The organism is Winogradskyella forsetii, assembly GCF_013394595.1.
GTDB lineage: Bacteria > Bacteroidota > Bacteroidia > Flavobacteriales > Flavobacteriaceae > Winogradskyella > Winogradskyella forsetii.
In genome coordinates this window covers 3,092,591-3,106,710 of sequence record NZ_CP053348.1, presented here as the reverse complement: position 1 = coordinate 3,106,710, position 14,120 = coordinate 3,092,591, and the positions used below count along the sequence as shown (strand labels likewise).

Sequence of the window (14,120 nt, the reverse complement as noted above, 5' to 3'; positions counted from 1 at the left end):
TCAGTCCTCAGTCCTCAGTCATCCGTCTTCTGTCATCCGTCTTCAGTCATCCGTCTTCCGTCAATTTTCCCCTCATCTCCCAAATCTTTTAAGTTAATACCAACGAAAATTTTTAAATCCATTCGAGCCAAACTAAATAGTAAATGCAGTAAACTATTGATGCCTTAAACTGTTTATTTGTGTTAAGATATACTATATGACATTTATTACCTGTTTGCTCTTAGGCTTTGTTGTTGCTTCTTTGGGCAGTATCACACCTAGTTTTTTAAATATGACTGTTGTAAAATTCAGTTTAAAAAGTGGCAGAAAATCGGCCTACTTTCTCATTGGCGGTTATGCTACCGTGTTGTTTTTTCAAGCGAATATTGGGGCTTATTTCTCCAGTATTTTAATGGAAAATTCAGAATACATCACGCTGATTCAAAAAGTGGGAACAGGAATATTGATTCTGCTGTCCATTAATTTTTTTAGATTGCACTTTACATCCGACAAACAGGAGAAAAAAGTAGAAATTGAGAAATCCAAAGCCTATGTGCATGGTATTGTAATGTCATCGCTTAATATGATCGCCATTCCGTTTTACTTTACCACAATCTCCTTTTTAATAGGATTAGAGTTTTTTGAATACTCGTTACAAAATAGTTTATACTTTTCAATTGGATCTACTTTGGGTTCCTTTTTTCTATATGCGGTATATGCTACAGTCGCAAGTAAAATTGAACATAAGTTGACGTATATTGCTACTAAAATGGACTTCATTATAGGTTGCCTTACTGGTGTGGTTGGTATTGGTAACTTAATCTATTTGCTTTTGAAATAATAAAAAATACAACTACATTTTGAAAATTGTGAGCACTTAACATTGAAGTTATTTGATACAGTGATAGGTGTCAATTGAACATACATTAGGTTCTTAAAAAAAACTAGGCTTTTATGAGTAAATTTGACTTGTTTTTATATGTTATATTAGGATGTTTGTTAACGCTTTTTCGGTATAATTTCCGAACTCACATAAAATTCTGCTAATGCTTTCGGCATTTTGAATATTCTTATTAATTCGTTAATTCCATCTTCATCAGTATAAATCCATGTGCCATCATGGTCTTCCAAACCTAATTCTTCGATGTCAATCGTAATTGGAATTAACTTTCCATCATCGTCATAATAACATTCAAATAAAGGGTCATTTGTCCTAATTGTTTTGTCATAGTAGTATTTTGAAGTTCCATTCCAATATGGTGTTTCATTTATAGTATCATCAGTAAAACTTGAAACTATCAAATTGTTTTCGTTGTCATAAACTAAATTGATGATAGTTTCTAAAATTTTATTACTGTTATAGTGATACAGCTTTTCATGTCTAAATTCACCTATGTATTCTCGCTGTCCTATAGCAATTTTTATGTCTTGTAAATTTAAATAGGTGAGTATTTCGATTCGATTTTTATTGCCTTTGTAGAAAATAGTATACTCGTTCAGTTTTTCATTTTTATAGATTTCTCGTGTTTTGTATTTCCCTTTAATATCATTTGGTTCAGAATAGTATTCGTCAAAAGGCAATTCTATCTCTCTAATTATTGCTTCTTGCTCATCTTTATAAATTATTTTCTTCATTGGAATTTATGTTAAGAAGTTTATTTAGTTGTTATTCAAATGCTGCCTAACTTCAGACGGTCTCGTGTACGATTTCGTTACGTGTTTAAGCACTAAATTTAGCAAATAAATCACAGACCTGCCTGCCGGCAGGTAGGTAGAAAATCCGAGAGTCCGGACACTTCGGGATTCGTAAGTAGCCTATAACCAGCAATATATTAAATATGGTGTTGTCCGTTCATTTTTATTTATTCACTTTTCTTCAATTGAAATTTTTGAACTTTGTTGCCTGTATGCAAAACGATTATTGAAAAAATAATTTTCATCATTTAGTTTTTCTGAATGGTAAAATAGAAAGTAGAACCCACGCCAAGTTTAGATTCAAGCCATATCTTTCCTCCCATAAATTCAATACTTCGTTTTACTAAAGACAACCCTATACCAGTACCGTGGTACTCATTCCTATTGTGAAGTCGTTGGAAGAGTTGGAATATTTTATCAAAAAACTGGGGGTCAATTCCAATTCCGTTGTCCGAAACAGAAAACTTCCAATGTGTATCCTGTTCGTAAGCTATAATGTTAATTAAAGGAGAAGTGTCTTTATTAGTATATTTTAAAGCATTGTCTAAAATATTGTAGAAGACTTGGGTTATTAAAGGTTTAATTGTTTCTATTTTCGGTAACGTTGTGTAATTGATTTTTGCGGAGGTATCAGAAATGGTTTCTTTTCTCAGCTCAAGGTAATTTTTTAGTAACTCGTTTAGATCTACCAGTTCGATTTGCTCAGAGGGTTTGTCAGCCCTATAAAAATCTAATAAATCCAAAATAATCTGCTTCATTTGCACTGCACCATTTTCGGCATATTCCATGTACATCTTGGCTCTATCATCCAGCTGATCGCCATATTTTGTACTCAATTTATTCATAAAGCTAGATACCATTCTTAAAGGCTCCTGCAGATCGTGGGAAGCAACGTAAGCATATTGCTCAAACTCTTTATTTTTAGCTTCCAGAGCCGTTTTATTTTTTTCAAGCTCCGTTTTTAATCTTTTTTGCTCATTATTATAGTTTTCAATTCCGATGAATATTTGTGGGATCAGTGCTGATGAAAGGTAACAAAGAAAGACTAGGTTGGAGCTAACGGCCGCCCACTCGTTAACAGAGACCATATCAACATTATGACTAAAGTCCATTAGCTCAAAATATATAGCGAAACCAAACAAGATTGAAATAAATAACACAATATGGCTCCACCAATAGGCATACTTATTATCAAAAATGATGATGGAGTAAATACAAGCTGCCAAAAAGTAGACTAAAACTGAACCAGAGGAGGGGGAAGTAAAAACGTTTAACATGATAGTAAAAATAAATACAGTGCTTGAAAACATCAATTTCCTCACCGTTATTCTCACTCTGGGAGTAAAAGCGATAAAACACATGACACCAATCGTCAAAATATGTATTATTGTTATGTATTCCTTATTCTCATAGGTAATTAATACTAAAGAAGGAATAAAAGCAATAAGACAAAGAGGCAAAACCATTATAATAGTAGTTGAAAACAGACTGTTTCTCCAATAATTTATTCCATGCTCAGAATCCGTAGTGGTCAGGTTACAGTTTCTTCGAATCGTACCCTTGTATTTGTTCCATAATTCTTTCATTAATTCTTCGTTATTTTAATGTAAAAGGCATGCTGATTTATTATCAGATTCAAGCTGTTTTTACCTTCCCCTAAATTTTACTCTTCACTTCGTTATTGGGTGCTTACTTGTTTCAATAAGTTAAAGTGCAAACCTTTTGAGATTAAAAAAACACATCCCCATATTTTCAAATATGCTTACTTTTTTTTAAAGCCTTTTCTATCTATCATTAGCTTTTTTCTTAGGTCCTTGTAATTACTCAAATATAAAGCAATCAAAATACCGATAACTACAAGCACAATTTTGCCAATAGCAAATGTAAAATACTTTTCCCTTTTTCCTTCTGTAAGTAAGTTTTGTACCTTTAACTTTGTAAAGGATGTCCCGTACCGGATTTGATCTTGGACGGTTACGTTTAAGGGAAGTAGCGCGTAGGGAAGAATTAACTTGTAGGCTTAACCAGGTTTAATTTAGATTTCTAAAATATAGGATTTTAGCTAAACCTAAACGATTTTCTTTAACCGATGTTACCTTATGTTGCGACACGCCTGAGAAAGTGCTAGAGATTTGCCGCTCATTTTTTTATTTCTTATTCAGCATTTTACTTGTAAGATTCAAGAGTTAGATGTGATTTCTTAGTATCCGCTATTAATTTTTCAAGATACTTTTACGCCGTTTGAATCTACCGATAACAGTTAATCCTAACCCTAAACCTAATAGAATTCCAGAAAGAAAATCAAATTTTTCATTTTCTACCAAAGAGATCATACAAATTCCTAATATAAAAAGTACTAATCCTGTAATTCTCGCAATATTCATTTTGTATCTATATTTGATATTTAATAAATTCTCCTTTCCTTTTTGAGTTTGCTCCAATCAACTGTAAACTTATTTATTTTTTTACTAAAATCAAACATTCTGAGTCACTTTTAGAAGTCCGAGTTTGAGGAGTTTTTCTTCTTAAAGTTCTCTTTTTCTGTCCGGAGCAATAAATGTAACGTTGTTTTGTATGATTTCGTTGCGTGTCTAAACACTAAAGTTAGTAAATAAATCCCAGACCTGCCTGCCGGTAGGCAGTTATAAAGTCCGCAAGTCCCGATATTTCGGGATTCGTAAATAGGCTTTAACTAGCAATTAGTGAAAGCCATTGTTGTGCTTTTGTTATTTTTTTAGCTATGGTTCTAATTCCTTGTCAATTTGAGAAATAATATCCTTAAGGCTTTCTTCGTTTATTACAAATGTTCTCCAATAATAAAAATTCTTTGACTCAAAATAAATATTAAGATCCGCAATTAAATACTCATCAGTTACATCACTAATGTTTTTATAAGGCTTATAAGCTATTATATGAGAATATTTATATTTTAAATCAGAGGATTCCTGCCTCAAGATTTTAAATAGATTTTCATTAGTAGGTGCATTAAAAGTATAAAACCTTTGAATATTTGAATATAGGGTGTCATTTATTATAAGATCAGAATTGCCATCAGCAATCATTGCATCATAGGCACTCGTGTTTGACCGAAAGGGCATATCATACCCAAATAACTCCGGATAAGATATTTTGCTAATTGTATCAAAGCCTTCGAAGGAAGCTATTTCTTTTCGAGGATTAAATGAGGGTAAAACCTTTTTAAAGTACATAATCTCTCTTCCCCAATAAGGCTTTAATTCTTCTATTAACTCTAAATCTTTAAACATATCTGAACGAATTTCTTTCAAAATAGAGGTAGCTTTCATTTTGCCCTTTTGAACTTCATTCCAATTGTTAATTTGCAATGCAATTAAAATTCCAATAACAACGAGTAAAATTTCTCCAATGGCATAAAGAAAGTATTTGCTGAATTTATTTTCAGTGAGTAATCGCTGTCGTATTTTTCTAAAGAACTTAATCATGTATAGAGCTTTTGTTTTTTCCACAAGCGGCTATCTCAACCAAAGGTTTAGCAGACCTTTGATTTTGCTTTGCAAAATTATGTTTCAATAATCTAAAGAATTTCATCATATTTATTTCCCGAGAAAGCTGAAATCTTAGTGTTAGTGGTTTGTAAAAATGAAGCATAAACGGTGTTGTGCTTTCGTTATTTTTTGCTTTTATTTCAGATTCTAAAAGTTGAATAATTTCCATGTTCAAGTCCATACAATCCTTATATCTGTCCTTTACTATGTTGAAAAACATTATTTGGTTTTCTATTCTATTTTCAAATTCAGGTAATTTTAGCATTTGTTTGTTGTCAATATCAAAGCCCGATTGTGGCAATTTTATATTTAAGCTGTTATTGAAACCAATGACTTCATCGACATTCAACCAACTGCCATTTTTCATAATAAAATCAATCAATGCAAAATCAGATTTCTCTGAAGCTAATTCTCTTAACGTTAATTCATCTAATATGGTAGGCCAAGAAGACAAAAGGTTACGTAAAGCATTATTTTTGATTAAGCCAAGGTTGCCAGAACTGACTAAATCATTTAAAAATCCGTTTTTGGCAACATAATCTGGCGATGCGGCAGCTTCATTTAAGTATTTCTCCAAAATAAAGTCTTCTTTAAATCTCTTACCTGTGTGGTTAAGTATTATTAAACAAGACTTAATATTCCTTGTATTTACACTATCGATGCGACGTAGTTCTGATAGGTTAAAATCAAAATCTTCTTTTAAGTTTTTTAATGCTTCTAATTCTAATTTGTTTCGGGTAGAATTTTGATTCCAATTATTAATTGATAGTGCAATTAAAATTCCGATGACTACAAGAACAATTTCTCCAATGGCATAAAGAAAGTATTTGCTGAATTTATTTTCAGTGAGTAATCGCTGTCGTATTTTCCTAAAAAACTTAATCATGTTTAGAACTTGTATTTTTTCCGACTGCGGCTATCTCAACCAAAGGTCTAGCAGACCTTTGATTTTGCTTTGCAAAATTATGTTTCAATAATCTAAAGAATTTTATCATATTTTTTTCCCGAGAAAGCGGGAATCTTAGTGTTAGTGGTTTGTTATAAATGAAGCATAAACGACTGTGCTTTCGTTATTTATTCATTTTATCGAGTTCTTCTTCAATTCCGTACATCACACTTTCTATTGCCATAATAGTTTCTGTTTCTTCATCAATTATTTTACCTCTATTGAAGAGTGCTAACTGCAAACTCTTCATAAGGTCGTTGTCATTTAAAAATTTATCGTAATTATCTATTCCTAATTTGTAAATAGATATAGAGTCAGAATGTTTAAATCCATATTTTGTTGGTTGAGTATAATCCGCAATCAAATATTTGAATAGAAAAGGTTGAATAAGCTTTGTAATATTAATTTCAGCTTGTTTCATGCCCAGTTCATCATCTAATCGCTTTAAGTTTAATTGAAATAAATTGGTTATTGCAATGCGCAGACTGTCATTGGATAAGGTGTTTAATCCAATGTTTTTTAAATTTTCAAAAGCACTTGTTTTAGGAATAATTTGAAATTCAGCACTGGAAGTTGTCAATGACTCATAAATGGTTTGAGAATTTGATTTCTTATTATAGATATCAGTTATAAGCTGTTGACTTGATTTAAATATTTCTCTATGCTTAGAAATTGTAATTTTTATATCATTTCTAGTTTGTAGTAAATCACTTTTTAGTTCTGTGTAAATCTGTGCTTCTAGTTTTTTTACTTTTCGATCTTCATTCCAATTATTTATCTGTAGGGCAATAAGAATCCCAATAACCACAAGCACAATTTCTCCAATGGCATACTTTAGATATTTTCCAGTTTTATGATTTCCTATAAGGTTATAGCGAATTTTCCGAAAGAATTTTATCATTAGAGGTTAGTTTCTCTAAAGATATGATTTTAATTGAATTAGGAGGTTCAAATAATGAAGTACGACGTGTCTGTGTATGATTTCGTTGCGTATTTAAGCACTAAAGTTAGCAAATAAATCACATACCTGCCTGCTGGCAGGCAGGTTGAAATTCCGAGAGTCCCGATACTTCGGGATTCGTAAGTAGACGAGGACCAAGCAATAAATTATTTACGTTGTTGGCTTTAGTTTTTTGCAAATTCAATTAGTGTTTCAACATTTCCATTGTCAGCTTCTTTCAATGCATTAATATACTCTTTTCTAATTTCGTTAGTTTTTACCATATTAGACTGATGCCACGAAAATATTTCATTTCCAAATATTGATTCCATAATTATGTCCGCCATCATTCTTGAATGTCTTCCATTTCCATTTGGGAAACAATGAATAGATACTATTCGGTGTTTGAATCTAATTGCTATTTCTTCTGGTGAATAGGTTTTGTTTTCTATCCAATATTTGGTGTCGTCCAGTAAATTTTTTAATTCAAGCCCAATTTTAGTCCATGGAATTCCGATGTTTTTTTTAGTTCTTCTAAATTCACCTGCCCATTTCCATACATCGCCTTACATTTTTTTATGTAAGTTTTTAATAAACTTTTCTGTCAACATATTTTCAAGTTTCAAATTTGTGTGAATGGTCCATTCGACAGCTTTTTCAATGTTCAGTTGCTCAAATTCATCGAGCTCTCCTTGAGTCGTAATTAATTTTATTTTAAGACCATCCTTTTCTTCTTCTTCTAATGGTGTTTGTCCATCTTTGTAAACGAATTCTAATCCCATAATGACTTTCTCATTTCACGTTTTATTTCACTAGCGAGTTCCTTTATGGTTTCGGCTATCTTGTCATCTCCAATTCCTTGATCCTCTAATTTCATATTTTGATTGGTCCGTAACACTATTTTTTGGGCCAGTTTATCTGCTTTTTTCTGTATTAAGTCGTTCATGGTCCCATTTTTTGGGACCAGTGCATATACCAAATGTAAATCTAGTGCCATTGCGACATTTTTTAAGGAATTGAGTGTTATTGTGCCATTAGCCTCACTTTCCTCAATTCTTTTTACGCCTTGTCTTGTAATATTTAGTTTGGTACCAAGTTGGACCATGGTCATATTAAGAGTAGTTCGAATAGTATTTATCCATCCACGTTCTGGGACCAAGACCTTTCTACTTTGAGAGAATGGTTGAAGCTTTTGGTTCAATTGCTCGATTAAAAGTTTTCGCGTATTTCTCATTTTTTGTAAATATTTAAGTTTACAAAATGTAAATAATGTAAACAGTTATATTTACAAATATATAAAAAGTCAATTTATATGTTTACAAAAAATAAAAAAAGTAAACTCAACTGTTTACTTTAAGGTGTTATTTAAATTAAAGCCAGCGTGTTTTTATAAGATTAGTTGCGAGGTTTAAGCACTAGAGTTAGCAAATAAATCACAGATAGAAAGTCCGCGAGTCCCTATAGCTATCGGGATTCGTAAGTAGGCTAGAACTAGCAATGAGTTATACACATCTTAAGTTTGATTTCTCTTAAAACAGTTAACTTTAAATATGAACCAGAAAGAAACAGAGAGAGGATCAAGGTTATTATATACAGTGAGGACCGAACCTCGTCAACAAAGTCAACCCCCTCTCTTTTTCATCTATAGCACGTTCAGTTCTGTGAGGCCTAGACCTCGTTTTCAAGATGTTGTGCCATTGATGATCGTTCTTTCACAATCCAATTATTATGAATAAATATAAAGAAACTTTCGGAGTCGACATTAGTAAGGCTGTATTTGATGTCCAAGGCAGTAAGTGCGGTCCCCACCAATTTAGTAATTCACCCAATGGCTTTAGATCATTTTTGAAGCTTTTGCCAGATGATAGTTTGGTGGTCATGGAAGCCACTGGCTACTATCACTACAGGCTTTCACAGTTTCTTTGCAAGAATGAAATAGCGGTTTCCGTAGTAAACCCACTTTCGGTAAAACGTTTTATTGAGATGAAACTATCACGGGTAAAAACGGACAAGAGTGACGCTCAGTCTATTTGTGATTACGGAATCTACAATAAAGTTCCCTTGTATAACCAAATTAGTGCTGTCCAATCCGAATGCAGACAGTTACTAAGTTTAAAGTCCAGTTATCTTAAGAGGAGAACTAGCACTAAGAACAAATTACACGGTGAGCGGGTTTTAGATGTACCCTCAAAATTAGTCGTACGGTCATTACTGTTGGACAAAAAACATATTGACAGAGAACTAGTCAAGATCGAGAAAAGACTACTGTTGCTCGTTAAGCAATCATCTCAGCGAGAGCTTACCCTATTGAAAAGTATTCCTGGGATAGGGGACAAAACCGCTGTGTTCTTGATTGTTGCTACGGACTCGTTCCGTAAGTTCAGCAATGCGTCTCAATTGTGCAGTTACTTAGGGACCACACCTATGATAAAACGTTCTGGAAGTAGTGTTAGAGGGCGCAGCAGGATAAGTAAGATGGGCAACAGAAACCTGAGGAACCTAATGTTCATGTGCTCTATGTCCGCCTATAAACACAATAGATCCTGTAAGGCAATCCATGACAGAATTGTAAGTAAGGGCAAGAGCAGCAAGCTGGCATTAATGGCCGTGTGCAACAAATTGATTCACCAAGCATTTGCAATCGTGAGATCTGGTGTGGAATATAACCCAGACTATGTTTCGGTAAGAAAGAGATTAATTTAAAAAAATATCAACTTGTGATACTAATAATAGCTTGTTGAATTGGAAATAAATCCATGAAAGATTTATTCCACTTCAATAATGCCAAGCAACACTATTGGCAAAAATTAAATGAAATTAAACTTGGATTTTAACTCAGTTCTTTGTTGCCAGTAGTGCTTTACGCTACTTTAAAATCAAAATCATTCATTTCAACACTAAATTTGACGTTTGCTTTTAAGGCTCTAAATACTTTTAAAATCGTTTCAATAGTCACGTTTTTTGTATTTCGTTCCAATTTAGATATTTGAGATTTTTGAACACCAATTAGTTCGCCAAGTTGCTCTTGAGTTAAATTTCGCTCTTTTCGGACAGATTTTATCATATCGCCAAGAACTTCCATTTTTAAGTCAAATTCGTATTTATCACGTTCTGGTGTTCCAACTTTTCCAATGTCCTTGTCCTTCATTTGGTCAAGTGTCATCATTTTCATTTTTTTGTTTTTCGTTGCCATAATTTCAAGTTTACTCGTCAAAATATTCAGCTCTAATTTTTAATGCTTTCTCAATCTGTGCTTTTGGAACTTTACTCACTTTTTTCACCATTCCGTGAGTAGATAAAACAAGTGTTTCGGTTTTGTCAGTTTTATCCCAAAAGGCAAAAAGTCTGTATTGAATTCCTTGGTAAAGTGTTCTAAATTCCCAAATATCGTCTGTCAGTTTTTTAAAAAGTTTTGGGTCATTTTCGAGTTTTGCTTTATCCAAATTATAGTAGATTTTCTTTTTAGCTTTCGCATCTATTTTACTCATAAAGTCAATAGCTTGTTCAAGAAAAATTACTTCAAATTTTGGTTTCATTCAGTTTATTTGTCGATTTACTTTAGCAAAGATAACAAAAAAGTTGAATTATATGGAAACTTTTGATGATTTCGCTCGCATTACTGGCAACGTTATTGTATATGAGATGTGGCGTGTTGCGGCACTAACCTTTCCAGATAAAGACTGGCTTTGGGAAATCCGCAGGATTTTCCAAGTAAGCACAGACCAAGCCATAGCTTATATACGGTGTTGCCAGTAGTGTTTAATTTCTCTGAATATTCCACAATTCTGTATTTTCCAATTGATTTCTAATTATCAACTTCTCTAATTCAATAATTTGTTCGTTAGAAGCTTTGCTCATTAAATAAAAACCAATAAAGACTTGATTATAGTCATTTATTTTTGAAATAATATTGCAATTCGTTGCCTGACCGTCTTTTAAACAATTGTATGCCGTAATTTTACCATATTCATTAATTCTTTCTTTGAAGGTTTTTTTACTTCTGCCAACATATAGAATTTCATCATCGACGATAAAGCAATAGATTCCTTTTTCGGATAAATGTTTTTCGATTTTGAAGAAACAATATTTCTTATCTCCATATTTATTAAGATAGAGGATATAATCATCATTTCCATTTTCTTTTAGTTTTAAAAGAAATTCTCCAAAATTCATATTTAAATATTCGGCATATTTTTCCTTTTGTTTAACAGCGATTCGATGATAGCAATTTTTAGGATTATTTATCGCTTTATCTAATTTGTATCGTAAAGTTTTTTTGTTGTTTTTAAAAATGTTATCAATATTGCGCTCTTGAATATTCAATTCTATTTTATCGAATTCAATGATTTGATTGTTTAATTTGATTTTCATTTAAGATGCGGATATTTTTAAATTCTTGGCAAGAGGTTGACAGTTGAGTTTAATTTCAGATTACAGTGTCATATTTCGATTCAGGATTCCAATTTTCAAAGTTTTGAACATTTAAACATTTCAAATTTTCAATTATATATTGAGCTATTATTTTTTGACATTCGTTCAAACTGTGCTCATTTTTTGATAAGTTTCTAATCCCTTTTTCTTCACGAAAAATATTTCTCGGTTTACAATTTACATAAGGTATATATTTATTTCCATTCAGAGTAGGTGAGTAACCTACGGTTACAATTCCGTACTGAAATAGAAATGACTCAAAAAATCCGAAATAACTTTTGTGCTTTTTATTATTCTTAAATTGTTCATTCACATAATTCAGAACAGGATGATTTTCTTTGGATATTAATCTTTTTATTTCTCGGTTAAAAATTATTATACTCATTCTGTTTTTATTTATAAGTTATTTCAATTCAGTTTCGGTTTTTCTTACATTACTGGCAACTCGTTATATAATAGCTTTTATATGTTATATCCCATAAATAATTAGGGATATCATAACTTTTTAGGTACTGTTATCCCGTAAAGATAACAATACTATAATTAGTATATATTGATGGATTTAATAATTTCAATATGACAATTCTAATGACATAAGTCCGCTACACAAGGCTTATATCAAATCATGGCCAATGTATTGAAAAATTTTAGAGCATCAAATTTGAAAATTATCAAGGTCTAGCAATTTTCAAGAGTTTTTCTTAACTTGATGCAATAAATAAAAACAACCTTAATTTGAAAAAAACACTACAAATAGCCAATGCAATCGCTTTTATCATCGTTATAATCGTAAACTACGTCTCCGTCACAGGTGCTTTAAACAACACCACTATTGGCGAAATATCAGACAGTTACAATTCGTTATTTACGCCTGCTGGTTATGCCTTTTCAATTTGGGGCATTATTTACTTGTTATTGTTTGGCTTTGTCGTTTACCAAGGCAGAAGCCTTTTTGTAAGTGTGGCAAATGATGATTTTGTTCTAAAAACAGGGTGGTGGTTCGTGCTGTCTTGTATATTTAATTCACTTTGGGTGTTTGCTTGGGTTTATGATTTCACAGGATTATCTTGTGTGTTAATCTTTTTGCTTTTGATGGCATTGCTAAAAATTGTAATCAATAATCGTATGGAATTAGACGATGAACCATTTCCAACTATATTATTCCTTTGGTGGCCATTTGTGATTTATTCCGGTTGGGTAACTGTGGCAAGTATTGTAAATATTTCGAGTTATTTGGTTAAACTGGGTTGGGATGGTTTTGGATTGTCAGAAACTACTTGGACAATTGTTATGATTGTGGTGGCCTTAATAATTAACCAATATGTGCTTTGGAAGCGTAATATGCGGGAGTTTGCTTCGGTAGGTGCTTGGGCATTAATCGGAATTGGTATGGCCAACAAAGGGTCTAATGACCAGATTTTATATGATGCCTTTGCTGCAGCAGCAATTCTGCTCATTTGTTGTGGCATACATGGCTATCAAAATAGGGCTACCAACCCATTTAAAAAACTAAAACAGGCTTTAAACGCTTCAAAAGATTAAAAACACGGAGATAATTAAATGATCTAATAGATTTGCTGACTTAAACAATGTAGTGTGCCAAATCCCCAAATGAGATCAATACTACTAATACCGATAATTTCTCTATCTGGAAAACAGGAGGCTAATCGATTTAAGGCGATTCTATCGTTTGGATCATTGAAGGTGGGTACCAAAACGGCGCCGTTTATAATTAAGAAATTCGCATAACTAGCCGGAATTCTAACCCCTTCAAATTCCAACTTTTGAGGCATTGGTAATTCTACTATTTTTGGTGATTTACCATGCTCTAATTTTGCAGATTTTAAACGATTGAGATTATCTTGAAGTGGTTTGTAGTTCTCATCGTTTTTATCATATTCTACAACCGTAACAATCGTGTCTGCATTGACAAATCTGCACAAATCGTCTATATGTCCGTGAGTGTCATCTCCTTTAATGCCATCTCCTAACCAAATGGTATTGGTGACACCGAGATATTCTTTAAAAATGGCTTCGTAATCCATTTTAGTAAAACCAAGGTTTCTAATTTGGATACTCGGATGTAAAAGACATTCTTCCGAAGTTAACAGCGTTCCTCTTCCGTTAACATCTATTGCGCCACCTTCTAATATTATAGGTTTACCTTTATAGGTTGCTTGAGTTAAAGGTATATCAAGATGTTTCGCCATCACAGAAGGTACATGTTGGTCTAAACGATAATTAGGATACTTTGCCCAACCGTTAAAGTTGAAATTAATTGCCTCAATGGTATTTGGAGACGATTCTACAATAATTGGTCCTGAATCGCGCATCCAACTACGGTTGGTCTTTTGTACTATAAAGGTGACGTTATGAATATCTACCTGCGCACGTTCTAGCATATCCAAAACTTTGGCCTCCAACGCTTTATTGGCAACTAATAGAAATACGATTTCAAATTGGGCTATTTTTTTTATATACTCTACAAAAGCCCATTGTATGGCTTGGTACTTTCCGGGCCAATCATTACCATTATGGGGAAAACACAGTAAAATTCCTTTTTGTTTTTCCCATTCAGCAGGAAATCTTCGGGTTGCACTCATAG

At 32.6% G+C, this 14,120-nt stretch carries 16 protein-coding genes and 1 pseudogene; 3 read left to right on the top strand and 14 right to left on the bottom strand.

Features of this window, described 5'->3' with window-relative positions:
- Positions 1–196 precede the first annotated feature (196 nt).
- Complete coding sequence (locus HM987_RS13550) at positions 197–820, top strand: LysE family translocator (RefSeq protein WP_179008587.1); 624 nt, start codon at positions 197–199, stop codon at positions 818–820.
- Positions 821–978: 158 nt separating this feature from the next.
- Here HM987_RS13550 and HM987_RS13545 read toward each other — a convergent pair whose 3' ends face one another.
- The 9 genes and pseudogenes from HM987_RS13545 to HM987_RS13510 form a co-directional block, all read right to left on the bottom strand.
- Positions 979–1,614 (bottom strand): hypothetical protein, encoded by a 636-nt coding sequence (locus HM987_RS13545; protein WP_179008586.1) that lies wholly within the window; start codon positions 1,612–1,614, stop codon positions 979–981.
- A 308-nt stretch (positions 1,615–1,922) separates the two neighbouring features.
- A complete protein-coding gene (locus HM987_RS13540; protein ID WP_179008585.1) occupies positions 1,923–3,260 on the bottom strand; it encodes a sensor histidine kinase in 1,338 nt (445 codons plus the stop codon).
- Positions 3,261–3,887: 627 nt separating this feature from the next.
- Positions 3,888–4,115 carry a hypothetical protein gene (locus HM987_RS13535; protein ID WP_179008584.1) on the bottom strand — a complete coding sequence of 76 codons (228 nt, stop codon included), beginning with the start codon at positions 4,113–4,115 and terminating at the stop codon, positions 3,888–3,890.
- A gap of 297 nt (positions 4,116–4,412) precedes the next feature.
- Positions 4,413–5,135 (bottom strand): DUF6090 family protein, encoded by a 723-nt coding sequence (locus HM987_RS13530; protein WP_179004105.1) that lies wholly within the window; start codon positions 5,133–5,135, stop codon positions 4,413–4,415.
- Positions 5,128–6,084, bottom strand: coding sequence for a DUF6090 family protein (locus tag HM987_RS13525; protein WP_179008583.1), 957 nt, complete (start codon positions 6,082–6,084; stop codon positions 5,128–5,130). Before HM987_RS13525 ends, HM987_RS13530 begins: the two co-directional genes overlap by 8 nt.
- 184 nt (positions 6,085–6,268) lie before the next feature.
- A complete protein-coding gene (locus tag HM987_RS13520) occupies positions 6,269–7,045 on the bottom strand; it encodes a DUF6090 family protein (RefSeq protein ID WP_179008582.1) in 777 nt (258 codons plus the stop codon).
- A gap of 224 nt (positions 7,046–7,269) precedes the next feature.
- A pseudogene (locus HM987_RS19715) lies at positions 7,270–7,638 on the bottom strand (mobile mystery protein B); the annotation flags it as partial.
- A gap of 12 nt (positions 7,639–7,650) precedes the next feature.
- A complete protein-coding gene (locus HM987_RS19710; RefSeq protein WP_306293665.1) occupies positions 7,651–7,866 on the bottom strand; it encodes a hypothetical protein in 216 nt (71 codons plus the stop codon).
- Entirely contained in the window at positions 7,857–8,318 is a 462-nt protein-coding gene (locus tag HM987_RS13510; RefSeq protein ID WP_179008581.1) for a mobile mystery protein A, read from the bottom strand. The genes HM987_RS19710 and HM987_RS13510 overlap by 10 nt, the downstream gene beginning before the upstream one ends.
- Positions 8,319–8,812: 494 nt before the next feature.
- Here HM987_RS13510 and HM987_RS13505 point away from each other — a divergent pair, with 494 nt between their 5' ends.
- A complete protein-coding gene (locus HM987_RS13505; protein ID WP_179005727.1) occupies positions 8,813–9,787 on the top strand; it encodes an IS110 family RNA-guided transposase in 975 nt (324 codons plus the stop codon).
- Positions 9,788–9,944: 157 nt separating this feature from the next.
- On the opposite strand, the gene HM987_RS13500 is transcribed toward HM987_RS13505, so the two are convergent.
- The 4 genes from HM987_RS13500 to HM987_RS13485 all read right to left on the bottom strand — a co-directional run bounded on the left by HM987_RS13500 (position 9,945) and on the right by HM987_RS13485 (position 11,900).
- On the bottom strand, positions 9,945–10,277 hold the full coding sequence (locus tag HM987_RS13500; protein ID WP_179008580.1) for a helix-turn-helix domain-containing protein: 333 nt from the start codon (positions 10,275–10,277) through the stop codon (positions 9,945–9,947).
- A gap of 10 nt (positions 10,278–10,287) precedes the next feature.
- Entirely contained in the window at positions 10,288–10,620 is a 333-nt protein-coding gene (locus tag HM987_RS13495; protein ID WP_179008579.1) for a type II toxin-antitoxin system RelE/ParE family toxin, read from the bottom strand.
- Between the two features lie 223 nt (positions 10,621–10,843).
- Positions 10,844–11,455, bottom strand: a complete 612-nt coding sequence (locus HM987_RS13490) for a GIY-YIG nuclease family protein (protein ID WP_179008578.1) — start codon at positions 11,453–11,455, stop codon at positions 10,844–10,846.
- 55 nt (positions 11,456–11,510) lie between these two features.
- Positions 11,511–11,900, bottom strand: a complete 390-nt coding sequence (locus HM987_RS13485) for a hypothetical protein (protein WP_179008577.1) — start codon at positions 11,898–11,900, stop codon at positions 11,511–11,513.
- A 350-nt stretch (positions 11,901–12,250) separates the two neighbouring features.
- Between HM987_RS13485 and HM987_RS13480 the strand changes: the two genes are divergently transcribed.
- Positions 12,251–13,057: a tryptophan-rich sensory protein gene (locus tag HM987_RS13480; protein ID WP_179008576.1), complete on the top strand. Its 807-nt coding sequence runs from the start codon at positions 12,251–12,253 to the stop codon at positions 13,055–13,057.
- 23 nt (positions 13,058–13,080) lie between these two features.
- Here HM987_RS13480 and HM987_RS13475 read toward each other — a convergent pair whose 3' ends face one another.
- The gene (locus HM987_RS13475; protein ID WP_179008575.1) at positions 13,081–14,118 is read right to left on the bottom strand and encodes an agmatine deiminase family protein; all 1,038 of its coding nucleotides are present in this window, start codon (positions 14,116–14,118) and stop codon (positions 13,081–13,083) included.
- Positions 14,119–14,120: the final 2 nt, after the last annotated feature.